This is a genomic window from Rhizobium sp. LjRoot254 (assembly GCF_964254105.1).
In the GTDB taxonomy this organism is placed as follows: domain Bacteria; phylum Pseudomonadota; class Alphaproteobacteria; order Rhizobiales; family Rhizobiaceae; genus Rhizobium_E.
In genome coordinates this window covers 1,535,444-1,559,197 of record NZ_CAXUSM020000001.1, presented here as the reverse complement: position 1 = coordinate 1,559,197, position 23,754 = coordinate 1,535,444, and the positions used below count along the sequence as shown (strand labels likewise).

Annotated in this window: 21 protein-coding genes; 13 read left to right on the top strand and 8 right to left on the bottom strand. The window is 61.5% G+C overall.

The window, feature by feature from the left end; translation table 11 throughout:
* Window positions 1-278: 278 nt before the first annotated feature.
* Together ACSQ26_RS07555 and ACSQ26_RS07550 are read right to left on the bottom strand one after the other, a co-directional pair.
* A complete protein-coding gene (locus ACSQ26_RS07555; protein ID WP_436007800.1) occupies window positions 279-1,673 on the bottom strand; it encodes a M10 family metallopeptidase in 1,395 nt (464 codons plus the stop codon).
* Between the two features lie 347 nt (window positions 1,674-2,020).
* Entirely contained in the window at window positions 2,021-2,392 is a 372-nt protein-coding gene (locus tag ACSQ26_RS07550; protein ID WP_436007798.1) for a DUF427 domain-containing protein, read from the bottom strand.
* 97 nt (window positions 2,393-2,489) lie between these two features.
* On the opposite strand from ACSQ26_RS07550, the gene ggt reads away from it, so the two are divergent.
* The 12 genes from ggt to ACSQ26_RS07490 all read left to right on the top strand — a co-directional run bounded on the left by ggt (window position 2,490) and on the right by ACSQ26_RS07490 (window position 14,871).
* A complete protein-coding gene (ggt, locus tag ACSQ26_RS07545; RefSeq protein WP_436007796.1) occupies window positions 2,490-4,235 on the top strand; it encodes a gamma-glutamyltransferase in 1,746 nt (581 codons plus the stop codon).
* A gap of 187 nt (window positions 4,236-4,422) precedes the next feature.
* On the top strand, window positions 4,423-5,286 hold the full coding sequence (locus ACSQ26_RS07540; protein WP_436007794.1) for a helix-turn-helix domain-containing protein: 864 nt from the start codon (window positions 4,423-4,425) through the stop codon (window positions 5,284-5,286).
* 115 nt (window positions 5,287-5,401) lie between these two features.
* On the top strand, window positions 5,402-5,845 hold the full coding sequence (locus ACSQ26_RS07535) for an SRPBCC family protein (RefSeq protein ID WP_436007792.1): 444 nt from the start codon (window positions 5,402-5,404) through the stop codon (window positions 5,843-5,845).
* A 10-nt stretch (window positions 5,846-5,855) separates the two neighbouring features.
* Complete coding sequence (locus tag ACSQ26_RS07530; protein ID WP_436007790.1) at window positions 5,856-6,656, top strand: FAD binding domain-containing protein; 801 nt, start codon at window positions 5,856-5,858, stop codon at window positions 6,654-6,656.
* Between the two features lie 19 nt (window positions 6,657-6,675).
* Window positions 6,676-7,158, top strand: coding sequence for a (2Fe-2S)-binding protein (locus ACSQ26_RS07525; protein ID WP_436007788.1), 483 nt, complete (start codon window positions 6,676-6,678; stop codon window positions 7,156-7,158).
* A gap of 11 nt (window positions 7,159-7,169) precedes the next feature.
* Entirely contained in the window at window positions 7,170-8,537 is a 1,368-nt protein-coding gene (locus tag ACSQ26_RS07520) for a xanthine dehydrogenase family protein molybdopterin-binding subunit (RefSeq protein WP_436007786.1), read from the top strand.
* A 3-nt stretch (window positions 8,538-8,540) separates the two neighbouring features.
* Window positions 8,541-9,548 (top strand): xanthine dehydrogenase family protein molybdopterin-binding subunit, encoded by a 1,008-nt coding sequence (locus tag ACSQ26_RS07515; protein ID WP_436007784.1) that lies wholly within the window; start codon window positions 8,541-8,543, stop codon window positions 9,546-9,548.
* Window positions 9,549-9,556: 8 nt separating this feature from the next.
* Complete coding sequence (locus ACSQ26_RS07510) at window positions 9,557-10,438, top strand: AAA family ATPase (protein WP_436007782.1); 882 nt, start codon at window positions 9,557-9,559, stop codon at window positions 10,436-10,438.
* 80 nt (window positions 10,439-10,518) lie between these two features.
* On the top strand, window positions 10,519-11,754 hold the full coding sequence (locus ACSQ26_RS07505; RefSeq protein WP_436007780.1) for a VWA domain-containing protein: 1,236 nt from the start codon (window positions 10,519-10,521) through the stop codon (window positions 11,752-11,754).
* On the top strand, window positions 11,738-12,625 hold the full coding sequence (locus tag ACSQ26_RS07500) for an amidohydrolase family protein (RefSeq protein ID WP_436007778.1): 888 nt from the start codon (window positions 11,738-11,740) through the stop codon (window positions 12,623-12,625). The genes ACSQ26_RS07505 and ACSQ26_RS07500 overlap by 17 nt, the downstream gene beginning before the upstream one ends.
* A 196-nt stretch (window positions 12,626-12,821) precedes the next feature.
* The gene (locus tag ACSQ26_RS07495; protein ID WP_436015149.1) at window positions 12,822-14,180 is read left to right on the top strand and encodes a hypothetical protein; all 1,359 of its coding nucleotides are present in this window, start codon (window positions 12,822-12,824) and stop codon (window positions 14,178-14,180) included.
* 88 nt (window positions 14,181-14,268) lie between these two features.
* A complete protein-coding gene (locus tag ACSQ26_RS07490) occupies window positions 14,269-14,871 on the top strand; it encodes a J domain-containing protein (RefSeq protein WP_436007776.1) in 603 nt (200 codons plus the stop codon).
* Window positions 14,872-14,880: 9 nt separating this feature from the next.
* Here ACSQ26_RS07490 and ACSQ26_RS07485 read toward each other — a convergent pair whose 3' ends face one another.
* Genes ACSQ26_RS07485 through ACSQ26_RS07460 form a run of 6 tightly spaced genes read right to left on the bottom strand, consistent with a single transcriptional unit; the run spans window position 14,881 to window position 22,101 of the window.
* On the bottom strand, window positions 14,881-16,173 hold the full coding sequence (locus ACSQ26_RS07485) for an amidohydrolase family protein (RefSeq protein ID WP_436007774.1): 1,293 nt from the start codon (window positions 16,171-16,173) through the stop codon (window positions 14,881-14,883).
* Window positions 16,174-16,189: 16 nt separating this feature from the next.
* Entirely contained in the window at window positions 16,190-17,131 is a 942-nt protein-coding gene (locus ACSQ26_RS07480; protein WP_436007772.1) for an ABC transporter permease, read from the bottom strand.
* The gene (locus ACSQ26_RS07475) at window positions 17,128-18,177 is read right to left on the bottom strand and encodes an ABC transporter permease (RefSeq protein ID WP_436007770.1); all 1,050 of its coding nucleotides are present in this window, start codon (window positions 18,175-18,177) and stop codon (window positions 17,128-17,130) included. Before ACSQ26_RS07475 ends, ACSQ26_RS07480 begins: the two co-directional genes overlap by 4 nt.
* Window positions 18,167-19,693: an ABC transporter ATP-binding protein gene (locus ACSQ26_RS07470; RefSeq protein ID WP_436007768.1), complete on the bottom strand. Its 1,527-nt coding sequence runs from the start codon at window positions 19,691-19,693 to the stop codon at window positions 18,167-18,169. The genes ACSQ26_RS07475 and ACSQ26_RS07470 overlap by 11 nt, the downstream gene beginning before the upstream one ends.
* Complete coding sequence (locus ACSQ26_RS07465) at window positions 19,690-21,102, bottom strand: amidase (RefSeq protein ID WP_436007766.1); 1,413 nt, start codon at window positions 21,100-21,102, stop codon at window positions 19,690-19,692. The genes ACSQ26_RS07470 and ACSQ26_RS07465 overlap by 4 nt, the downstream gene beginning before the upstream one ends.
* Before the next feature lie 12 nt (window positions 21,103-21,114).
* Window positions 21,115-22,101 (bottom strand): BMP family protein, encoded by a 987-nt coding sequence (locus ACSQ26_RS07460; protein WP_258162624.1) that lies wholly within the window; start codon window positions 22,099-22,101, stop codon window positions 21,115-21,117.
* A gap of 491 nt (window positions 22,102-22,592) precedes the next feature.
* Between ACSQ26_RS07460 and ACSQ26_RS07455 the strand changes: the two genes are divergently transcribed.
* Window positions 22,593-23,639: an acyltransferase family protein gene (locus ACSQ26_RS07455; RefSeq protein WP_436007764.1), complete on the top strand. Its 1,047-nt coding sequence runs from the start codon at window positions 22,593-22,595 to the stop codon at window positions 23,637-23,639.
* The last annotated feature ends 115 nt before the right edge of the window (window positions 23,640-23,754 follow it).

Sequence of the window (23,754 nt, the reverse complement as noted above, 5' to 3'; positions counted from 1 at the left end):
TCGCTTGCGGCTTGACGAACAGCCTCGGCCGGCCGAGGCTGGCCGCAATTAGGGTTAACAATTACTTTCACTTGCACAATAAAATGCTTGTGCCATTCTGGATTCTCCGGGCGGGGCGGTTTACTGCCATGTTTTCCGTCAGTACCCACTCACAGAGATGTGCCGCCCGGAAGTTCAAATACAAGTAGTGTCTTGGTCCCACCTTCCGAAGCGCGGCGTGATGATGACGACGCCGAGCCCTGAACTGAGTTCGCAACAGCTATATACTTGACGTCGGCTCAGAGAATGAAATCCGACGCGTCCAGTTCACCCCATCCGGTCGACAGCAGAGCGAGCACTTCGCCGCTGCCGAACCTGATTTCGATATTGCCGCCGGTAACGCTCATCAGGCCCTGAAGCTCGGCGAAGCCGTCCAGGTTGAACCCGCTCAGATTGATGCGATCCTCGCCATTGGCGAAGTCGTCGATCGTGTCCGTGCCGTAGGATCTGCCGAAGACGAACACATCGTCGCCGATGCCGCCGTGATAGGTGTCCGTGCCCTTCAATCCGTTCAGTACGTCGTTTCCGGCATTGCCGTTCAGGTAATTGCCGCCATTGTTGCCGGTTAGCCTGTCGTCGCCGGAGCCGCCGACGGCGTTTTCGATCAGCGAGCGGTTGTTGCCCTTGAAAAGCATAGCGTTGTAGATATTGCCGCCGGCCCTGTGGCCGCCCGAGGCATCGAGGTCAGCAAGCTGCGCCTGGCTGAACACCGAGCTATTGCCCGGGCGCAGATCGATGACGACCCTGTCCGAGTAGGCGCTGAGATCGTAGGTGTCGTTGCCACCGCCGTCCCATATCGTTGCGAAAATGCGGTTTGCGCCGGGCTTCATGTCAATCGCGATGGCACCGTTCACGCGGGTGTCGCCGCTGTCTTCGTCCCAGCTATAGACCGTGTTGCCCGCATTGGTGGTGTAATCAGCGCCATACATGTGCTGGAGGGCGGAGATGTCGGCCATCATATAGGTCTGAGGATAGCCAAAATCCTCGTTGGTGTATCCCGTGCGCTTCTGGCCGGCATAGCTGTGATAGGTCATGACGGAATATTCGTGCGAGTCGTACCTGCCCTTCAAAACCGTCTGAATCCGGTCGAAATTGCTCGCATCGTGGCCGTGCTTCAGGCCGAGCGCATGGCCGGTCTCATGCAGTATCGTGGCATAGGCATAGTTGCCGGGCGAGGGATTTTGATACGCGCTGTAGTCGCCGAACCATACGTCGCCGCCCCGACCCGTAGCACCGGATGAGGGATAATATGCATAGGCGGTCGGATTGGCGGCATTGGAATCGGCATAACGGATCGTCGCATTGTTTTCCGATCCTTGTTTCACATCGAGCTTGGTGAAGCCTTCGACGGAGAATCCGTCATTGGCGGCCTGACCGTCCGCTTGGTCGAGGATCGACCGGACAATCTCTTTCTGAATGCTCGAAAACTGTCCGAAATCCTTCCTGGTCTCTTCGCCGTACCTCCTCGCATAGTCGGCGACTGCATCCGGAAACGCGTAGGTGATCGCGCCACCCCATGCGTATCCCGACATCACGCCGTCGGCCAATGGATTGTTGGATTTTGAAATTTTGGCTGTCGCAGCTCGCGCTGTGTCAACGGCCGCGAAGGCATCCTTATCGATGCGTGCGGTCATTCGGTTCTCCGTGTCTTGAAGCCCGCCCGTCCCGAATCGCTAAGAACGTCCCCGACGGTGCCCTGCGGGCGCTTCTGAATTCACATGGACGGAAGAGTACCCGCCAAATCCTGCGCGAATCTTTACCGCCGTGTGAAAGTCGGGAAATTGATCAATTTTTCGTAAAAAATAAGGCACCGACGAAACTCTGTTCCAAAGACGGAAATATGCTGGGGATATCAGTGTCGTTCGGCCAGCACGCATTGATGCGCCGCGTCATTCCATCAATGCGTGGTCTTCACGCCTGTGCGCCAACTGGAGAACGCCGAAGCAAAACGACTTTCCGACGACGGCAATGGCACCTCAAATCAGGCGCGAACCTCGATCTCCACCTTGTCGGCGTAGAAGGCGAGATGATCCTTGATGGGGCTCACGGCATCATAGGGTGACTCATAGGTCCAGACCGCATTCCTGCCTTCATCGCCGGTCGGCAGGCTGAAATAGGCGGCGTCGCCCTTGTAGGGGCAATAAGTCTGGTGATCCGTGCGGCTGAGCAGATCCATTTTGGCGTCTTCCCGAGGAATATAGAACACGCCGGGATAGGATGCCTCCTTGAGCGCAAGTGCCCTGTTGGTATCGGCGATGACCTGCCCGCCGGCCCGTACTATCACATGGGCCGTCTCCGGCGTGATCGTGATGGGATGATCGGGGCCAGGGATCTTGATCGGCTTGCCATTCATCGATTTTCTCCTACTTTGTTTCGGGACGCGCATTCCGCGCCGGCGATACCCGAAGGCTGCCACCGACATCATGTAGGTTCGACAAAGGGAGAGTGCCATGCACCCGAAGCTGAAATCTGTTTTTTCCATTACGCTTGCCCTCGCCCTGCTCGTTCTGCCCTCGCAGCAGGGATTTGCCTTCTCGCCGCGGCCTGTGGAAGCCGACAATGGCATGGTGGTGACCGCGCATCGTCTGGCGTCGGACGCCGGGGTCGAAGTGCTGAAGAATGGTGGCAATGCCGTCGATGCCGCTGTCGCGGTCGGCTATGTGCTGGCCGTAATCTATCCCTCGGCGGGCAATATCGGCGGCGGCGGCTTCATGACCATCCGGCTGAAAGACGGCAAGACGGCTTTCCTCGATTTCCGCGAGCGCGCACCGCTCGCCGCCACCAAGACCATGTATCAGGACAAGGACGGCAATGTCGTCAAGGGCCTTTCGACTGCTGGTTATCTGGCGGTCGGCGTGCCGGGGTCGGTGATGGGGCTGGAAACGGCGCGCGTCAAATACGGCACCAGGCCGCGCGAGGAACTGATGGTTACCGCCATCAGGCTTGCGAAGGACGGATTCACGCTCCAACAGGGTGACGTCGTCACGCTCAATTCCGGCGCCAAAAAGCTCGGCAAGGACAAGGCCGCAGCAGCAATCTTCATGAAGGCTGATGGCAAGCCCTTTGCTGTCGGCGATCAACTCAAACAGCCTGAACTCGCTGTGAGCCTCGAAAGCATATCGAAAGACGGACCCGATGCCTTCTACAAGGGCGCCATCGCCGATGCGATCGTCAAAGCCAGCACCGCGAAGGGCGGCATATTGGCAAGGGCCGATTTCGAGCAATATTCGGTGCGCGAACTGGCGCCCATCAAGTGCAATTATCGCGGCTATGAAATCGTCTCGTCGCCGCCGCCGAGTTCGGGCGGGGTGATCATCTGCGAAATCCTCAACATATTGGAGGCCTATCCGCTCGCCCATCTCGGCACGGAATCCTCGGAAACCGTCCACTATATGGTCGAGGCGATGCGCTACGCCTATGCCGACCGCAACGCTGCCCTCGGCGACCCAGATTTCATCGACAATCCGGTCGAGACGCTGACCGACAAGACCTATGCAGCGAAGATCCGCGCCGCGATCGATCCGTTCCGCGCCGGAAAATCCGACGACATCAAGCCACTCGGCCTCGCCGAGAGCAACGAGACGACGCACTATTCGATCGTCGACAAGGACGGCAATGCGGTGGCGGTCACCTATACGCTGAACGGCTCCTTCGGCGCAGGCGTCGTGGCCGACGGCACGGGCATCCTGCTCAACAACGAGATGGACGATTTCACTTCAAAACCCGGCGTCGCCAATCTCTACGGACTGGTGCAGGGCGAGGCCAATGCGATCGCGCCGAAGAAGACGCCGCTGTCATCGATGAGCCCGACCATCGTGACCAAGGACGGCAAGCTCTTCATGGTGATCGGCAGTCCCGGCGGCGCGCGCATCATCACCATCACGCTCGAAGCGATCATCAATGTCATCGACCATGGCATGAATATCCAGGAAGCGATCGATGCGCCACGTATCCATCATCAATGGCAGCCCGACAAGGTATTCATGGAGCCGTTCGCGCTGTCCAGGGATACGCGAAAGCTGCTCTCGGAGATGGGGCACGACGTGAACATCGACTTCGATTGGCCGATCTGGGGCCAGGCCGCCGGCATTCTGGTGGGTGGCAAGAGCATTGAGGAAATCGCGAGCGGCGACGGCGTTCGATTGAACGGTGCAATGGACAGCCGCTCGGTTTCCGGCAAGGCCGTGGGGTACTGAGATCGGTGGTACATCCGAAACAAGGCGCCAATCGGAAAGTCTGATAATCCGCCTCGCCATGAGGCGCCCCGTTCTGGTCAGAACCCAACACTGTTGACTGTAGCGCGCCGAAGACCCAAACTCCCGGCTTGCGGATGACGGCGCCAATGCGCGTCGAAACTGGAGGTCTCATTCGCGGGAGGAACAGATGACGGAATCGATAAGGCTCTTTCGGGGGCCGTTCGGACATGTCTCGCTTCTGAATGTCGGTGGCAATCTGGTCACCCATGCGCATTCGGAGGTTCATATCGTGATATGGCTGGCCGGATCGGCCGGAACGATGACGGTCGGCGGGCGGACTGTCGTGCCCGAGCGTGGCGTGGCGATCGGGATCAACTCCTTCGAACCGCACAATCACACCTTCGCCGAGAGTGAAATCCCCGGCCAGTTCCTGGCCTTCTATATCGATTGGGATTGGCTCGCATCGCGCCGTGGTCTCCGCGCCGGCACTTCAGCATTTGCCGAGCCCGTAATGCAACTCGAACGCTGGCTAGCCGAGGCGGCGCAATTCCTGCCCAATCGCCTTGCCGATGGCGACGACGAGTTCGCCGCTTACGAACTCGAACGCTTCATCGATCATGTCATGGATGTGGCCGATGCTGCCCGGCCGAAGGACGCCGCCCAGATGATCCGCGGCGGCCGCGATTTCCGCATCCGCAAGGCCTTGGCACTGATGGAAGCCAATGTCGGCGAGCGCATCTGTTTCGACGATGTGGCGCGCAGTGTCGGCCTTTCCCGTCCGCATTTCTTCGCGCTCTTCAAGGAGCAGATGAGTGTCACGCCGAACGTCTACTGGAACACGTTGCGTATCACCGAGGCCATGCGCTGTCTGCAGTCCTCGGACGAGTCGATGATCTCGGTCGCCTGCAATCTCGGCTTCACCACGCAAGGCAACTTCTCGCGCTTCTTCCGCGAGCATACCGGCGTGCCTCCGACGGTCTATCGCTCGGCGTCGAATGAAGGCCGGTTTGTCGCTACCGCCAGTGAACGCGGCGCGGAACTCTGTCGGTAGAAGAATGGCTGCGCGATTATCAGACTGAACGATCAGTCTGCCAGACGCATCGATAAGCGCCCATATAGCGCGTCCCTATGATGATCCCATCACGATCACGACAGGGAACCAGATCATGCCGACAGTCACCATTTCCTCCGTTATCGACGCGCCGATCGAGAAAGTATGGGCGCGCATCCGCGACTTCAACGGCCTGCCCACCTGGCATCCGCGCATGGTGGCCAGCAAGATCGAAGACGGACGCCCGGCCGACGAGATCGGCTGCATCCGGAATTTCCAGCTCGTTTCCGGCGCCACCGTCCGCGAGAAGCTGCTGGCTTTCTCCGATGCCGATCATTCGGTCAGCTACAGCATTATCGAAACACCGCAACCGATCAGCAATCACAAGGCGACCTTCACCCTGAAGCGCGTGACGGACGGCGACCGCACCTTCGCCGAATGGACCGCCACCTTCGATGCGCCGGCTGAAGAGGCCGACAAGGTGGCCGAAGGCATGGGCATCAATGTCTTCCAGGGCGGCTTCAACGCCCTGAAGACGCATTTCGCCGAAAACATCTGAGGAGGACGTCATGGCTCTGACGCTGCAGACTTTTCCGACGTCCGACGCCGCAGCGGCGGCACTCGCCGCGGATGGCGCGGCACGCTACCTCGGCGGCGGAACGCTCGTGGTGCGGGACGCGAATGAAGGTGACGTTACCTTCTCAAGCTATATCCGCGCCACCGATCCCGCACTTTCGGCGATTAGCGTCGATCGTGGCCGTGCGACACTCGGCGCCTCGGTCACGATGGGCCGCATCATCGCCGACACCAGGCTCGAATGTCTCGCCAAGGCTGCGCATTCGGTCGGTGGCCCGGCGATCCGCAACATGGCGACCGTCGGCGGCAACCTCTTCGCGCCGGCCCCCTATGGCGATCTCGGCGTTGCGCTTCTGGCGCTCGATGCGAATGTCGAGGTTGGCGGAGCGTCCATTCCACTTGAACGGTTTCTCAAGGAGCGCGACACCGCCTATGCCCGCTCCGTGGTGAGGAGCATCAGCTTCGCGCTGCCTGATGCCAACGCCTTCCGCTTCATAAAGGTCTCCCGCATCAAGCCGAAAGGCGTCTCCGTCATCACGATCGCCGCTGTCCTGGAGGAGAGCGGTGGCGCGATCACCAACGCCCGCATCGCCTATGGCTGCATGGCCGATCGCCCGATCCGCGCCAGCGCGGTCGAAGCCGCACTCGCCGGCAAACCACGGACCGCCGAGGGCATACGCGAGGCCCTGGAGGTCGCAAGCGAAGGCACCGACCCCATCACCGATGCCATCGCCAGCGCCTGGTACCGGACGCAGGTCCTGCCGGTGCATCTCGGCCGGCTGTTGCTGGCGTGAACGGATCAGGGAGGAAATGATGGCCAAGGTTCCAGTCCAGTTCACACTCAACGGCGAGGAAAAAGCGGAGTTCGTCGAGAGTGGCGCCACACTTTTGAAGGCATTGCGCGATAAGATGGGCGACATGTCGGTGAAATCGGGCTGTCAGCAGGGCACATGCGGAAGCTGTTCGGTGCTGATAGACGGCGAGATCAGGCTCTCCTGTCTCACCCTGGCCGAGACCTGCAGCGGCACGGTTATCGAGACCACGGCAGGCCTCGCCGAAAGCGGCGTGCTCCACCCACTGCAACGCGCCTTCAACGAGGGCTTCGCCACCCAATGCGGCTTCTGCACGCCGGGCATGCTGATGGCAGCCAAGGCGCTGCTCGACCGCAACCCGCAGCCGAGCCGTGAGGATGTCGTCGACGCAATTGCTGGCAATATCTGCCGCTGCACGGGCTATGAACCGATCGTGCAGGCGATTCTTGCCGCATCGCGTTCCAATTCCGTCAACGCGGCCTGAGGGGGGAGATCATGGAAGTCCGCAAATCCTACTTCGCCGACCAGCGCAAGGATGACCTGAACGAGATCGGCAAGCCGAGCCTCAGGGTCGATGCGCTGGGGCACGTAACCGGCACGACGACCTATTTCGCCGACCGAAATTTCCCCGGCCTGCTGCATCTGAAAATGGTGCGCAGCCCGCATCACCATGCCCGCATTCGAGGCATCGATTTTTCCGAAGCGGAGAAACATCCCGGCGTCGTCCGCATTCTGACCGCCGCCGACGTGCCGCACAATGTCTACACCATCCTCACCCTCATCCAGGTCGGCCCGGAGGACGAGACCGTACTGGCGACCGACAAGGTGCGCTGGAAGGGAGAAGCGATCGTCGCGATCCTCGCCGACAGCGAGCGTGCCGCCAACGAGGCGGTGGCCAAGGTCAGGGTAGACTACGAGGTGCTGCAACCGGTGCTGAGCATCGACGATGCGCTGAAGCCCGGCGCGCCTGTCGTCAACGAATATCACGGCCAGAATTACTATAACTACGACAGCGGCGAATGTCGCAAGGTGCGCTTCGGCGATGTCGATGCCGGCTTCGCCCAGGCCGATCACATTCTGGAACAGACCTATTCCTCCGGCCCGATCGAGCACGCGCCGACCGAGACAACGGGCTGCATCGTCATGCCCGAGGGCAATGGACGTTTCACCTGCTACACCAATACCCAAGCGATGTTCTTCACGCTCGACAACACATCGATCATCCTTGAGATGGATGGTGCCAAGTTGCACATGGTCGGCGGCACCGTCGGCGGCGGCTTCGGCGGCAAGGTGGACGTCACCGTCGAGCCGATCGCCATTCTCGGCGCCAAGCTCACCGGCCGGCCCGTCTCCTTCATCTATAGCCGCGAGGAGGAGATGCAGGTCTCCTCGCCGCGCGCAGCCGAAAAGCTCGTCATCAAGGACGGCGTGATGAACGATGGCCGGATCGTCGCCCGCTATGTGAAGGCCTTTATCGATGCCGGCGCCTATTCCCGCCATTCGCCCTATGGCGCGCAAAAATCCGCCGCGCACTTCCCTGGCCCCTATACGGTGCCGAATGTGTTCGTCGATAGCTATTGTGTCTACACCAACCGGACGCCATCGAGCGCCATGCGCGGCTTCGGCGTCACGATCGGCGATTTCGCCCTCGAAGTGCAGATGGACAAGCTGGCGCGGCTCGTCGGCATGGATCCGCTCGAATTCCGCTTCATCAATGCCTATCGCGACGGCGACATGAAGGCACATAGACAGCCGACCGAGGGGGCCGCGCTGATCGAATGCATGCAGGAAGCGGCACGCATTTCCAACTGGCCGCTCGCGGACAAATATTTCGCCATGTCGTCCATGAAGCGGGAGGGCTGAACAATGGTCATCAAGAAAGGCCGCGGTGTCTCGGCCGTCAATTATCCCACCGGCATGAATCTCGGTGGCGATCCGACCCAGGCACTGGTGCATTCGACACCGACGGGCAATTTCATGGTCTCGCTCTCCTCGGTCGATCTCGGCCAGGGCCTGAAGCAGATCATGAGCCAGATCTGTGCGGAGACGATCGGCGTGCCGGTCGATCGCGTCATCATCGACACCGCCGATACCGACACCGGCCCGCATTGCATGGGCACATTCGCCTCGCGCGGAACGCACCGCGCCGGCAATGCGGTGATCCAGGCAGCCAAGGAGGCGCGGCAGGTGATGCTGGAAGTCGCAGCCGAGGAACTGGAGACGGACGCTATCGACCTCGACACCGATGGCCTGGGCAACATCCATGTCAAGGGCGCTCCGCAGCGGTCGATCTCGATCTTCGACACCGCGCTTGTCGCGCATTTCAAGCGCGGCCGTTCGATCTCCGGACGCGGCATGTTCCTGGTCCCCCGCTCCTATCCCGATATGGAGACGGGCGCCATGAAGCCCTCGACCTGCTATGCGCATGCCTGCACCGTCGCCGACGTCGAGGTCGATGATGAGACCGGTGAAGTGACGGTTCTCTCGATCAAGAACGTCTTCGAGATCGGCCGGGCGCTGAACCCCAAGATGGTCGAACAGCAGCTGGTTGGCGGGTCCTGGATGGGCATGAGCCATGCGCTCTATGAAACGACCGAGCCCTATTATCCGAGCCGCGAGCATGGCGGGCGGGACTTCAACGAATATCTGATGCCCGGCCCCGGCGATCTGGCGGACACGGAAATTGTGGTACTGGAACGCCCGGCGGCGGACGGACCCTATGGCGCCAAAGGCCCCGGCGAGATGTGCGCCAACCCGCAGATTCCCGCCATTGCCAATGCGATATTCGATGCGGTGGGCGTGAGAGTCGATACCTTGCCGATCACGCCGGAGCGAATTCTGCGCGCGCTTCAGCAAAGCCGCGCAAGCCATTGAGAACGATAATGAATAAGCCATCGGCCTCCGATATCTTCGCCTCGCCCGAAACGTTGACCGAGCATTTCACGGCCTGCCGCTACATCGCCGACGAGCCGCTCGCAACTGCAGTCTTTCTGGCGATCAGGCTCGGCAAACCGCTACTGATCGAAGGCATGCCCGGCGTCGGAAAGACCGAAGCCGCCAAGGCTGTCGCCCAAATCCTTGGGCGCGACCTCATCCGTCTGCAATGCTATGAGGGCGTCGATGCCCAGCACGCGCTTTATGAGTGGAATTACCAGCGCCAGCTTCTGGCCATCCGCCAAGCCGACAAGGCGGATATCGATATCTACGACGACCGTTTCCTGATCGAACGCCCCCTGCTCCGTTCGCTCCGCAATCCCGAACACACAGTGCTTCTGGTTGACGAGATCGACCGCTCCGATCACGAATTCGAGGCGCTGCTCCTCGAATATCTCTCGGATTTCCAGATCTCGATCCCCGAGCGCGGCACGGTCAGCGCCAGCCAGCCGCCCGTGGTCATCCTCACGTCGAACCGCACCCGCGAACTCGCCGAGGCGCTCAGGCGGCGCTGCGTCTACCACTGGATTGCCTATCCGGATCCCGGCCGCGAAGCAGCTATCATCGCGGCCCGCGCGCCGGGCGTCGCCGCGGCAACGGCGGAGGCCGTCGCAAGGGCGGTCAGCGCCATCCGCGCGCGGCCGCTCGCCAAGCCACCCGGCATTTCGGAAACGGTCGAATGGGCCAATGCCGCCACGGTGCTGGAAAAAGGCGGCAGTCCATGGCCGGAAGCATTCCGCCGGGCCATCGGCGTACTGATCAAGGACGAAGAGGACCTGGCCCTGATGCGTGGCGAGTTGCCGCGCATTCTGGATGAGGTGCTGGCGTGATGACGGGCGGACGCGACGATCTCCCTCTTCTCCCCCTGGGGAGAAGTGCCGAGCGTATGCGAGGCGATGAGGGGTTCCCCTTGGCGCAGGGCGCTTCGCGCAACCCCTCATCCGGCGCATTCGCGCCACCTTCTCCCCCAGGGGAGAAGAGGGAGCAAGCCGCTTCGGCAACGACATCTCTGCCGCGCCAATGCACTCCCTTCCTCGATTTCGTCCATGCACTCCGCCGCCACGGCTTTGCCGTCTCGCCTGACCAAACCGAGACATTCCTCTCCGCCATCACCCTGCTCCGGCCTCGCGGCATGGAGCACATTCGCCATGCGGCTATCGCCACGCTGGCGCCGCCAATCGAGCGAATGGGCGCGTTCGAAGCCCTCTTCCGCGCCATCTTCTTCGGCGAAGTGAAGGCCGACGCTCTGGCGGATTCGTTGGAGGACGAGACCGCCGTCAACGACCGCGGTGGTAACGAGCCCCAGGGCGAAACTCCGCTTGAGCATGAACAAGGAGGCGCAAAGGCATCAGCGCTCGAACGCCTTTCGACCCGCGATTTCGATCAAAACGAGGTCGGCCTCGGCGCATTCCGGCGTGCCCTTGCCGATGCCCTGCCCCACCGGCATTCCTTCCGGCAGCTTCGCGTCCACTCGAATGGCGCGATCGATCTCCGCCGCTCGCTTCGCGATATCGTCCGTGCCGAAGGCGACCTCGCCGCACCGCGCCTGCGCCGCCGGCAGGAGGTGGTGCGCCGCCCGTTGATCTTCATCGACATATCCGGCTCGATGAGCGCCCACACCGACGAACTCCTGGCGCTTGCCCATGCCACGATACAGGCAATTCCCCGTACCGAGGTCTTCACCATCGGCACGCGGCTGAGCCGCATCACGACAGCGCTTCGGGTGCAGGACAAGACCGTCGCGCTTGCCCGTGCCGCAGCCGCCGTCGATGATTGGAACGGCGGTACGCGCATTGGCCCCGCCCTCAAGGCATTCCTCGCAATCCCTCGATTTGCGGCCATGGCGCGCGGCGCCCTCGTCATGATCGCTTCCGATGGCCTCGAACGCGGCGGGCATGCGGATTTCGAAAGCGCGGTACGCCGGCTGTCGCATCTTTCTCATCGGCTTTCGCTGGCGACGCCGCTTGCCGGCGATGCCAGGTTCCGGCCGGAAACTGCGGCGCTTGCCGCCGTGCTTCCCTGGCTCGACGATCTGGTCGATGGCTCCTCGGCTCATGCCATCGCCCGCTTCATGCTCACCCTCGACCGGCCGGCGCCCCGCGCCTCAGCCGTCTGGAAGGAGAAAGCCCATGCCCTCAGTCATTGACTCCCACTTCCACATCTGGCGCCGAGATGATCTTCCCTGGCTGAATGGGCCGATGGTGCCGCGCATCTTCGGACCCTACGAGCCGATCCGCCGCGATTACCCGGTCGCGGAATATCGTGGCGAACTCGAAGGACTTGATGTCGCCAAGGCCGTCTATGTGCAGACCAATTGGGCCAAGACCGATTTCGAGAAGGAGGTCGCCTGGGTGAGCGAGACAGCCGCCGAGACCGGCTGGCCGCATGCAATCGTCGGCTATGCTGATATGACGGTGGAAGATGTGCGCCCGCAACTCGACCGGCTCAAGGCCTACCCGCTGGTGCGCGGCGTGCGCATGCAGCTTCACTGGCACGACGCGCCGGAATATCGCTTCGCGCCGAACCCGGCCCAGGTGCTCGATCCGGCCGTCCGCCGTAACGTTTCACGCCTCAAGGACTACGGCTATTCCTTCGACCTGCAGCTTTTCCCGGCGCAAATGCAGGCGGGCGCCGAACTTGTCACCGAGAACCGGAAGACTGATTTCATCCTCACCCATTGCGGCATGCTGACCGACAACCGCCCCGAGACGGTAGCAGCGTGGAAAGAGGGCCTGGCTCATTTTGCCAATCTGCCAAACCTCTCCGCCAAGCTTTCAGGCCTCGGCACCTTCGGCCATAAGAACGACCCGGCGTTTATCGCACTTGTCGTCGATGGCGGCATTGAAATCCTCGGAAGCCACCGCCTGATGTTCGGCTCTAACTTCCCGATCGAGAAGCTCTGGACGACCTATGCCGCCGTCCTCTCGGCGCACACGGCAGCCGTCGAGAAGTACGGCCCGAAGGCGGTGGTGGACGTCTTCCACGACACGGCGAACCGGGTCTATCGGCCGGCGTGACGAGTGGTTGCGTGTCGTGCATTCATCACTTCATTCAAAAACCGCTTGCCATACAGAAGCAATTGGAAAGAGAATTATGCAAGGCTGGGCACCCTGCATGATCAGATTCGCAGCCAGAATGGTGCAGCTCCACGAAACGCGCCGACCGACGACAACGAGAATTATCGCGGACTGCCGGCAACGAACGGGGAAGACCATGCCCACCAGCCACGACCTCAAAGGCCTGATGAAGTTCCTCGCGCGTGACCAGTGGCGCGATTGCTTCGAAGAGGTTTTCGACGATCATTTCGGACCGGTTCTTGATCCGGACGAGATGGAGTTCGATGACCTTGCCGAACTGCTCGGCGATGATTGGGCGATGACGCTTTGGGGCTGCGCTTTCGAGGATTTCCTATCCCAGGATTTCGAGGTCGAGGGCAATATGGTCGACGAATATCTCAAGCGGCGCGGCTGGCGGGAGGGCGCACAGGCGAAAGCCTATATGAAGGCCCTCCGCTCCTCGGTCATGAGCCTCTATGAAGTCAGCGAGGTCGTGCCGGGAAAATCCCTGTTGGCCCGCGATCTCCTTCGTGGGGGCGCCCCCGTGCTCGTGAGCGAGGGAACCGCTACGAAGACGCTGAAACAATGGGACCGCGTTGCCGCACGCATCGTGCCCGTGCTGGGCAAGAATACCTTTGCCGGCGGCCTGTTGCCCTTTACCCTGCAGGCGTCGGAAAACCTGTTCGATGGCTTACGCGCCGTTTTCGCAAAGAAGAACTCGAAAAAGCTGCCGGTGCCGACCGATGAGGAACTGCGAGCCGCCGCGCCGATGTTCACGCTGTCATGGCTGTTCGATACCCTGGATCGGGCCATGAATGTGGATTTAGCGGCCCTCCAGAATGCCGACGGTGACGAGATCGTCTTCCATGAAGTCCGTTTTCCCCTGGCGTCTGGCGTCACGCAGAAAGACGTGGCTGGCCGGCTCGATGCAATACCGGCACTGCGCGCGGAAAACGCAAAGTTCTGGAACTGGCTGGAAGACGAGCAGAAAGGTGGCGGAAAGGCAAAACAGGCCTGCGGACTTTCCCTTGACAGCGTGATGGACGATGGCTTTCGTGTGCTGGGCAATATCGAATTGAACGGCCGTTTCCTGCATCTTTCGGTCAACTCTGCTGCTCGCGCGGAGAGGGGAACGGCCATTATTCAGCAGTCCCTCGCTGATCTGGTTCGCACGCCGCTCACCGAGATCCGTACGGTCGAGCAGATGATGGCCGATGGACCTGAGCAAGAGGCGGAACTGGCGACTTCCGTTGTCCCGCCAGAAGTCGCCGAGCAGATCGCCCGTGAGTTCATGGACCAGCACTATCGGGAAACGCTCGACCAGCAAGTCGGGATGCTCGGAAACAAGACGCCGCGCCAGGCCGTCAAGACGCCCAACGGCCGGAAAAAAGTCGTCGAATGGCTCAAATACCTCGAAAATCAGACTGCCAAGCGGCCGAATCCAAGCGATCCCATGGCGAGCTACAGCTTTCAATGGATGTGGGAAGAACTCGGCATTCAGGACCTGCGAGGATAATCTAGAGCCTCGGGGCTCTCAGCCGGCGACCTTATCGAGATCGGGGGGCATCTGTGGACAACGATTCCCTCCGGGGTTACATGGAGGCATGATTGATCCCTATGACACTCTAGGCGTAAGCCGCGATGCGGATGATGTGGCGATCAAGGCCGCCTACCGGCGCCTTGCGAAGTCGGCGCACCCCGATTCCGGTGGCGATGCCGATGCATTCGTGCTGGCCCGGAAGGCGCAGGACCTGTTGCTCGACCCGCTGCGCCGCAAGGTTTTCGATGCCACCGGCTATGATCCCGAACTCGCTGACCCCCGCGATCTCCAGGGCCTGATGGTGATTGAGAAACTGGTCAACGATATCGTGCTCGACGAGCGCGAGCCCGGCACCTTCGATCCGCTCGAGCGAATGCGCGCAACGCTTTTGAACGATATCCGCAAGGCCCGCTTCCATGCAGCGGAGATGGAGAGCCACGGTGCCCGGGTCGGCCGGCATCTCGACCGGTTGGGGACGCGACCGGCAACCGATATTCTGGGCTACATGCTCAAGGCGCGGATAGAAGCGATCGCCAAGGCCGTGCAGGAAGCCAAAAAGCAGGTCGAGGCGATCGAACGGGCGCTCGAAATGCTGGAAGACTATAGCTATGAGATGGACGAAGCTGAGGCTGTCCGGCGGCTGGCAACGACGTCCACCGCGCGATAACGCCCTGCATCAGGCCTTGATCGGAATATAATCCAGCCCGCCATCTATGCTTCTCGGCCGGCCGTCGAGGAAGAGTTCGCCGATGCGTGGCGCGGATCTGGCGATGACCTTACCAGCCTTGACGACCGCCAGCCGGGTCGGTTTCAACCTCAGCGCTTCGATCACATCGGACGCCTGGAGGATGACGAGATCGGCGTTGCAGCCCTTTTCCAGGCCGTAACCCTCAAGGCCCATGGTCTTGGCGGAATTGACCGTCAGCGCGTCGAAAATCTTCTTCTTGTCCTCGATGCCGGCCATTTGCGCGACATGGATCGCCATGTGGCCGACCTCCAGCATGTCGCCGGAGCCCATCGAATACCAGGGGTCCATCACGCAATCGTGCCCGAAGGACACATTGAGCCCGGCGTCCATCAGTTCACGCACCCGCGTCATGCCGCGCCGCTTGGGATAGGTGTCGTGCCGGCCCTGCAACATGATGTTGATCAGCGGATTGGGGATGACATTGATGCGCGCTTCCGCCATCAGCGGAATGAGCTTGGAGACATAATAATTGTCCATCGAATGCATCGAGGTGAGATGCGAGCCGGCCACCCGGCCCTGCAACCCAAAGCGGATGGTCTCGGTGGCAAGCGTCTCGATATGGCGCGACAGCGGATCGTCGGTCTCGTCGCAATGCATATCGACCGGCAGACCGCGCTCGGCGGCGATGCGGCAGAGTGCTTCGACCGAGGCAGTGCCCTCGCCCATCGTGCGCTCGAAATGCGGGATGCCACCGACGATATCGATGCCCATGTCGAGCGCTCGGTTAAGGGACGAGATACCGTCCGCCGCGCGATAGTAGCCATCCTGCGGAAAGGCCACGAGTTGCAGGTCGATATAGGGCTTCACCCGTTCGCGAACCTCGATCATCGCCTCGACCGTCACCAGTTTCGGATCAGAGGTATCGACATGGCTTCGGATGAAGAGCAGGCCTTGCGTGACGGCGAGATCGCAATAGCGCAGCGCGCGCTCGACCAGTTCCTCTTTCGTCACGATCGGCCGAAGTTCGCCCCATAGCGCGATGCCTTCCAGCAGCGTGCCCGAGACATTCATCCGCGGCAGGCCGAGCGACAAGGTCGCATCCATGTGGAAATGCGGATCGACGAAAGGCGGTGTGACGAGCCGGCCAGTGGCGCTGATTTCCTCGCCGGCGTCTGCTGCGATGGACTTCTCGATTGCTGCGATCTTGCCGCCTGATATGCCGATATCCATGCCCATCCGGCCATCGGGAAGATTTGCGTCGCGGATGATCAGGTCGAACATGGAAGTCTCCTCAGGATTATCGTTCGCCGCGCCGGTAGGGATGCATCAGCGCCTGTGGTACGCGGGCACGCCGCGCCATGACGGCGAGTGCTGCAATGGACAGGATGTAGGGCGTCATCAGGAATATCTGGTAGGGCACGCCTTCAACAGCCGTTTGCAGCCTGAGCTGGAAGGCGTCGAAGAAGGCGAAGAGCAGCGCTCCGAACAGCGCCCTGCCCGGCCGCCAGGATGCGAAGACGACAAGTGCGATGCAGATCCAGCCGCGCCCCTGCACCATGGTCGGGAAGAAGCTGTTGAAGGCCGAGAGCGTCAGGAATGCTCCGCCCACCGCCATCAGCGCGCTGCCCACAATCACCGCGCCATAGCGCACCTTCATCGGGTTGACGCCCTGTGCTTCCGCCGCATGCGGGTTCTCGCCGGTCATGCGGATGGCAAGTCCGATCGGTGTGCGAAAGATGATGTAGGCGAGGACCAGCGCCATCAGGATTGCCAGATAAGTTGGCGCGGTCTGGGTGAAGAGCGCCGGGCCGAGGAACGGCAGCGACGACAGGAACGGAATATCGATCGGCTGGAATGGCACGATCGTCGGCGGCGTGCCCGCGACCGGCACGATCAACCGGAAGACATAATAGCTGAAGCTTGAGGCAAACAGCGTCACGCCCAGCCCCGCCACGTGCTGGGAAAGACCGAGCGTCACGGTCAGCACCGAATGCAGCACGCCGAAAACGCCGCCGGCGATCGCCGCCACCAGCAGTCCGGTCCAGAGATCGGCGCCATGATACACCGAGAGCCAGCCGATCATCGCGCCAAAAGTCATGATCCCCTCGATGCCGAGATTGAGCACCCCGGCCCGTTCGCAGAGCAGCGCGCCGAGCGTGCCGAAGATCAGCGGCGTGGCAATCCTGAGGATCGCGGCCCAGAGCCCGGCGGATGCGAGAATGTCGAACAACACGCTCATCGGCGGATCCTGTATTGCGTGAAGAACAGCGCCACCAGCATGGTCAGCAACGAAAGCGCCACGGTGACGTCGGCGATATAGGTGGGGATGCCGAGGCTGCGGCTCATGCCATCGGCACCGACGAACATGATGGCGGTGAAGAGCGCGGCAAACACCACGCCGATCGGGTTGAGATTGGCGAGCATGGCAACGACGATGCCGGCATAGCCGAAGCCGGGCGAAAGATCGGTCGTGACATAGCCTTTGACGCCCATGACCTCGATGGCACCCGCGAGACCGGCAAGTCCGCCCGACAGGCAGGCAACCTTGACCAGCGTCGGTCCCAGCGGCACGCCGGCAAACACGGCACCCTGCGGATTGAGACCCGCCGCACGCGATTGCATGCCGAACACGGTCCGCGACTGGATCAGATAGACGACGACGGCCAGCACCACGGCGATGGCGAGGCCGATATGCAGGCGCGATCGCGCGATCAGCTTCGGCAGCATCGCGTGATCGGCCACCGGTTGCGATTGTGGCCAGCCGAAGGCCAGCGGGTCTTTCAGCACGCCATCGATCAGCATCGAGACGAAAAGCACGGCGATGAAGTTCATCAGCAGGCTGGTCACGACCTCATCGACCGAAAAACGCAGGCGCAGCCAGAGCGGGATCAGGATCAGCACCATGCCCGCCATTGCGCCGATCACCAGAAGCAGAGGGATCAGGATCGGCCCGGGCAAGCCAGCGAGCAACTTGGAACCGAAAGCAGCGACCGCGATCGCTCCGAGATAGAATTGGCCCTCGGCCCCGATATTCCACAGCCGCGCCCGGAAAGCGACCGCCGCCGCGAGGCCCGTGAGCATGAGCGGCGTGGCACGGGTCAGCGTCTCGGTCGCCGACAGCCGCGACCCGAAGGCGCCGGTCAGGATACGCCGATACGCTTCGAACACCGGCGCGCCGGCGATGGCGATCAATATGCCGGACAGTGCGAGAGCGGCAATGATGGCGAGGACCGGGGCGCCGATCATCAGCCAGAGCGGCCGCTGCTCGCGACGTTCAAGGCGCATGGGCGGCCTCCGTCGCGTGGCTCCAGTCGCCCGACATCATCAGGCCAAGCCGGCGGGCATCGGCGTGTTCGGCATAGACCGGCGGCGACAGCCTGCCGCCGACGATCGCCTGGATGCGGTCGGCGAGCGAGATCACCTCATCGAGATCCTCCGAGATCAGCAGCACGGCGGTGCCTTGCCGCCGTGCTTCGAGAATGCGCGCGTGGACCGCCGCAACCGCGCCTTCGTCGAGCCCACGCGCCGGCTGGGCGGCGATCAGGATGCGCGGACGCTGTGACAGGTTGCGACCAAGGATCAGCTTCTGCATGTTGCCGCCCGAGAGCAAACGCGTACGGCTCGCGGGATTGCCGCCGCGCACGTCGAACTGATCGATGATCTCCTTGGCAAAAGCCATGCCCGCTCTTCGATCCACCAGCCCGTTGCTGGAATAGGCGGCCAACCGTTCGAGCACGACATTCTCCCAGATCGCCATCTCGCCGATCGCGCCTTCGCCGTTGCGATCCTCGGGAATGCGGCCGATACCGGCCTCCACGACCTCCGCCACGTCGAGATTGCCGATGGGATTGCCGTAGAGCATCAGTTCGCCCGAACTCCGGGCCAACGTGCCCGACAACAGTTGCGCGAGCGGCGCCTGGCCATTTCCCGAAACGCCGATGATACCCAGCACTTCGCCCTCGCGAAGCTGGAAGCTGACATTCTTCAGCCGCTCCACGCCGCCGATCCGTAGGCCGACATCGGCTGCTTCCAGTACGACCGCACCTGGCGTCGACGGCTCCCGCACCGGGCGGGTTACCCGATGCCCGACCATCAGTTCAGCAAGCTCGGCCTTGCTGGTCTCGGCTGCCTTTCGCTCAGCCACCATCCTGCCGCCGCGCAGCACAACTATGCGATCGGCAGCGGCCATGACCTCGTCGAGCTTATGCGAGATGAAGATCAGCGACAGGCCCCGCCGCGCCATCTCCTTGAGCGTCGTAAACAGGCGCTCGGCTTCGATATTGGTCAGCACCGCCGTCGGCTCATCGAGGATCAGGATGCGGGCATCGTTGTAGAGCGCCTTCAGGATTTCGACGCGCTGCTGCTCGCCGACTGAGAGATCGCCGAGCCGTGTGTCCGGATCAACCTTGAGGCCGAAGCGTTCGGCAATGCCGGTGAGTTTCCTCCTGGCCGCCGAGGTGCCAGAGCGCAGTTTCCAGAGTTTTTCGGTGCCGGTCATCACATTCTCGAGCACAGTAAGATTGGGCGCCAGCGAGAAATGCTGGTGCACCATGCCGACGCCGGCGCCGATCGCCGCGCGCGGCCGGCCCGGCGGCAGTTCCTCACCGTCGACCAGGACACGCCCTGCATCCGGCACATAATGGCCGAACAGGATGCTCATCAGCGTCGTCTTGCCGGCACCGTTTTCGCCGAGCAGCGCGACGATCTCGCCCTTGGCAAGCGACATGGAAATATCATTGTTGGCAAGATTGTCGCCGAACCGCTTGCTGACGCCTGAAATTTCGAGAACCGGTGTGCTCATGCGGCAAGCCCCGCGACTGGGAACCTGTGCTGCCAGCGCCCTTCCGTCTCCAGCCTTTCGGCGAGCGCGATAAGCAACGGCTCGTGGCTCATGGGCGCCATGATCTGGATGGGCACCGGCAGCCCGTCCGCGTCCGATCCGAACGGCAGCGTGACAGCTGGAAATCCTGAAATATTGGCAAGCGCCGCGAGCGGCGCAAAGGCCGTCATGCGCTCGAGATGCAGGTCCACATCTCCGTGGTCGGATGGGAACGAGCCTATCGGCAGCGGCGCCGAGGACAGCATGGGCGTGAGGATGACGTCGACGCGATCGAACAACTGCCACAGGTCGCGGCTGACCAGCACGGCCGCATTCAGCGCGTCCCAGAGCGATGTGCCGGTCATATCTCGTCCGCGCATCACGAATGCCTGTGTGAGAGTCTCGGCCCGGACTATATCGAGCCCGAGCGAATCCACCAAGGCCGCGAGGTTGACCGAAACGATGTCGGCGAAGACCTTGCCGCTGGCCAGCACCACGCTTTCGAGATCCGCCCATGCCAGCGGCACGATCACGTGCCCCGCCATTTCGAAGCTCTTTGCAGCGGCCTCCACTGCTCCACTTCGCTCGCTCGATGTCGGATAGGCTGCACCAGTCTCGGTAAGCACGCCGATCCTCAGCTTTCGGCCATTCGGCGGCATCAACGCAACGTCGGCAAAGGGGCCGCGCACCTGTCCGCTCAGCGCGTCGAAAACGGCAGCCGTATCGCGAACCGATCGCGTCACCGCCAGTTCGCTGGCGATGCCGCCGAGATGATTGCCGAAGGATGGCCCCGCAGGCATCGCGCCACGGCTGGGCTTGAGACCTACCAACCCGCAGCAAGCCGCAGGCACGCGGATCGATCCGCCGGCATCCGTTGCATGTGCGATTGAGACGATACCTGCACCGACGGCCGCCGCTGCACCACCAGACGAGCCACCCGCCGTCAACGTGGGATCAAGCGGATTGCGGCAGATGGGACCGATTGCCGGCTCGCTCGCCAGCGACAGGCCGAATTCCGGGCTCGTCGTCAACCCGAACAGGCAGAAGCCGGCATCACGGAAGCGGCGCGCCAGATCGGAATCCTCCTCGCCGCCTGTCCGCTTGAACAACCGTGATCCCGCCGTGACCGGCAGACCCGTAAACGGCCCGCCGAGATCCTTCGCCAGCGTCGGCACGCCGCCGAAGGTCCGGCTGGCAAAACGCCCGGGATCGGCTTTGCGCTCGTCATCCATTGCCCGCGCGGTGGCTATGCCCATCCCGGAGTCGAGATGGGCAATCGCACCCAGGGCTTCATGCAGGGCAGCGGCATCGAGGGAGGCCTGCATCGCATCGGCTGCGCTTGAGGTTCCCCCTCTGATCGCCCCGGCAAGCGCAGTGGCATCTTGGATCATGACAGGGCCGAATTACTTCGGCTCTTCCATGTTCCTGGGAACCTCGAATGTACCGGCCTTGATTTCGGCGCGCTTGGCCTCCATCGCGGCTTCCGCATCGGCCGGTGCCACGCCCTTGACGTAAGCGATGTCGCTGCCGCCTTCCTTCATCAGGCCGAACGGCGTGTAATTCTTGCCGACCGGCTTGCCGGCCTGCGCGTCGGCGATGGCCGCGTTCAGGATCGGGCGGAAACCCCACAGCGCGTTCGCGAAAACGGTGTCCGGGTAACGCGGCGAATAATCGATCAGCGAACCGACCGACTTGATGCCGCGCTCCTTTGCGGCGTCCGCCGTGCCGATACGCTCGCCGAACAGAATGTCGGCGCCGGCATCGATCTGGGCAAGACCCGCTTCGCGCGCCTTGGGCGGATCGAAGAACGTACCGATGAAGGCGACGAGGTGCTTGGCATCCGGGTTGACGGCCTTCACACCCTCGGCGAAGGCGTTGATCAACATGTTGACCTCGGGGATCGGGATCGCACCGACCGAACCCACCACGTTCGATTTGGTCATCTTGCCCGCGAGCATGCCGGCGAGATAGGCGCCATCATGGTTCCAGGTGCCGAAGACACCGAAATTCGAGCCTTCCTCGTTGCCGCTGGAACCCAACACGAAGGATGTGTCGGGATAATCCGCCGCCACCTGGCGCGCTTCCTTTTCAACCGCATAGGATTCACCGATGATCAGCTTGTTGCCCTGCTCGGCATATTCGCGCATGGCACGCGGATAGTCGGTGCCGGAAACGCCCTCGGAGAAGACATACTCGATGACGCCTTCCTTGGCCGCATCTTGAAGCGCCGCATGAAGACAGGAATTCCAGGCATTTTCGACCGGTGACGCATGGATGCCGGCCACCTTGAGCGGCGTCGCCGCCCGCGCGAACGGTGCCAGCGTACTGACCCCGAGCGCGATGCCTGAAGCAATGACCGCACGGCGTGAAATCATGATTTCATTGGTCATGTGATTGATCCCCTGTTTTTTGACCATTTGGTTCAGAAACCATATGGAGGCGCCAAAACAGTGTCAAGGAAGGGGATCAATGCTGAGTGTCGGCTCGAGTTTGGGGGGCGACCTACAATCACTCCCGCAGCAGAATTCAATTCCGAAATCCATTGCTGACGGCAGAACCAGTCGACGCAAGATTAGCATATTTTTATCTTGCCTTATACTTATGAGAAGCAATAGGATAAACTTCTGATGTCTTGCTTCAAAGTCCACCTTTTGGAACAAGAAAGTGGGGGATTTGTCCAGGAGATCCAAATCACACAACCGTAAGTCGCTGTTTCGAGGGGAGAACTCGTCACGACGCGCCACCGAAGAGGTTTTGCCGTGACCTTCAAGGGAAACTTTGGAAAAGGTGGCCTGCATGACAACACTGTCGTGACCGCAGATTCATCGACATCTGTCGATTTCGGCAGCGCGCGCGGGTGGCGGTATGACGAGGCGACCAAATGAGATCGCTGGCGCTGGACGGTCTCAGAGCGCTGCCGGTTTTGGTGATCATCGCCGATCATAGCTGGCTGGACGCACTGGAACTGCCATTCGGCCATCTCGGAGTGCGTTTCTTTTTCGTTCTCAGCGGTTTCTTCATCACGGCGATGCTCATTCGCGCGCGGGACAAGGTCGATTTCAGACGGCAAACCGCCTTGTTTTCCTTCTACATCCGCAGAGTGTTGAGGACGTTTCCTCCCTATTTTTCGATGCTCGCGATAGTGCTGTATTTCAATGTTGCGGATGTCCGGGACACCTGGCTTTGGCATGTGACATTCACGACCAATTTTCTCTTTGCGTGGGTGAACAATTGGGAGCCGTGGATACTGGGGCATATGTGGTCGCTTTGCATCCAGGAGCAGTTTTATCTTCTATGGCCCCTGTTGATCTTTGTTGTGCCAAAGACCCATTACGGCACTCTCTGCTGGGGCTTCATAGCACTTTCATTGCTATATAGGATCGTGGTCATCGCCATGGGACCGTATGTGCTATGGGTCCATGTGCTGCCCCCCGCTTCCTGGGACGCACTCGCGGTCGGATCGCTGCTGGCGATTGCGAGAAGCCGGGACGCTCAAGGCCCCCGGATGAATTGGATGGTTTCGATTGGCTTGCTCGTGACGAGCCTCTGGCTCGCAGTGTTGGACATCCCCAACATGCATGTCTTCTGGTCCGTCTGGTCCCTGGGGGAGATTGCCGGGCTATATCCGCTGGTTCATCTGATCAACACCGTGGCCTCGGGGCGCGATTTTTATATATTGAAGTGGGCACCCATGGTTTTCCTGGGCCGGATCAGTTTCGGCCTCTATTTGTACCATGTCATGGCGATCGCGGCGCTCTACCGATACCTGCCTTCACAGTCGGAGCCAACAGCACTGCGCTTCTTGTGCGTGACGGCGGTCACCGTGACCATCGCAATTTTGTCCTGGTACTGCATGGAGCGCCCGATCATGAAGGCACGGGACAATCTCATGCGACCCCGCCCTGCCGTAGCTGGAAGTTCAGCATGAAAGCAGATCTCGCCTCGCCGGCGTCGGGGAAGGAGATGGCAAGCGATCGAACGGAACCATCGACAGTCGGCTGGCCGCAGAGTGGATGGGAAACTTAAATTCGCGTTTCCCGGAG

Coding starts and splice junctions, on each gene's coding strand:
- ACSQ26_RS07490 (WP_436007776.1), top strand. CDS start 14,269: ATGATTGATCCCTATGACACTCTAGGCGTAAGCCGCGATGCGGATGAT.
- ACSQ26_RS07530 (WP_436007790.1), top strand. CDS start 5,856: ATGGCTCTGACGCTGCAGACTTTTCCGACGTCCGACGCCGCAGCGGCG.
- ACSQ26_RS07525 (WP_436007788.1), top strand. CDS start 6,676: ATGGCCAAGGTTCCAGTCCAGTTCACACTCAACGGCGAGGAAAAAGCG.
- ACSQ26_RS07470 (WP_436007768.1), bottom strand. CDS start 19,693: ATGAGCACACCGGTTCTCGAAATTTCAGGCGTCAGCAAGCGGTTCGGC.
- ACSQ26_RS07515 (WP_436007784.1), top strand. CDS start 8,541: ATGGTCATCAAGAAAGGCCGCGGTGTCTCGGCCGTCAATTATCCCACC.
- ACSQ26_RS07485 (WP_436007774.1), bottom strand. CDS start 16,173: ATGTTCGACCTGATCATCCGCGACGCAAATCTTCCCGATGGCCGGATG.
- ACSQ26_RS07495 (WP_436015149.1), top strand. CDS start 12,822: ATGCCCACCAGCCACGACCTCAAAGGCCTGATGAAGTTCCTCGCGCGT.
- ACSQ26_RS07480 (WP_436007772.1), bottom strand. CDS start 17,131: ATGAGCGTGTTGTTCGACATTCTCGCATCCGCCGGGCTCTGGGCCGCG.
- ACSQ26_RS07460 (WP_258162624.1), bottom strand. CDS start 22,101: ATGACCAATGAAATCATGATTTCACGCCGTGCGGTCATTGCTTCAGGC.
- ACSQ26_RS07475 (WP_436007770.1), bottom strand. CDS start 18,177: ATGCGCCTTGAACGTCGCGAGCAGCGGCCGCTCTGGCTGATGATCGGC.
- ACSQ26_RS07555 (WP_436007800.1), bottom strand. CDS start 1,673: ATGACCGCACGCATCGATAAGGATGCCTTCGCGGCCGTTGACACAGCG.
- ACSQ26_RS07540 (WP_436007794.1), top strand. CDS start 4,423: ATGACGGAATCGATAAGGCTCTTTCGGGGGCCGTTCGGACATGTCTCG.
- ACSQ26_RS07535 (WP_436007792.1), top strand. CDS start 5,402: ATGCCGACAGTCACCATTTCCTCCGTTATCGACGCGCCGATCGAGAAA.
- ACSQ26_RS07550 (WP_436007798.1), bottom strand. CDS start 2,392: ATGAATGGCAAGCCGATCAAGATCCCTGGCCCCGATCATCCCATCACG.
- ACSQ26_RS07455 (WP_436007764.1), top strand. CDS start 22,593: ATGAGATCGCTGGCGCTGGACGGTCTCAGAGCGCTGCCGGTTTTGGTG.
- ggt (WP_436007796.1), top strand. CDS start 2,490: ATGCACCCGAAGCTGAAATCTGTTTTTTCCATTACGCTTGCCCTCGCC.
- ACSQ26_RS07500 (WP_436007778.1), top strand. CDS start 11,738: ATGCCCTCAGTCATTGACTCCCACTTCCACATCTGGCGCCGAGATGAT.
- ACSQ26_RS07510 (WP_436007782.1), top strand. CDS start 9,557: ATGAATAAGCCATCGGCCTCCGATATCTTCGCCTCGCCCGAAACGTTG.
- ACSQ26_RS07465 (WP_436007766.1), bottom strand. CDS start 21,102: ATGATCCAAGATGCCACTGCGCTTGCCGGGGCGATCAGAGGGGGAACC.
- ACSQ26_RS07520 (WP_436007786.1), top strand. CDS start 7,170: ATGGAAGTCCGCAAATCCTACTTCGCCGACCAGCGCAAGGATGACCTG.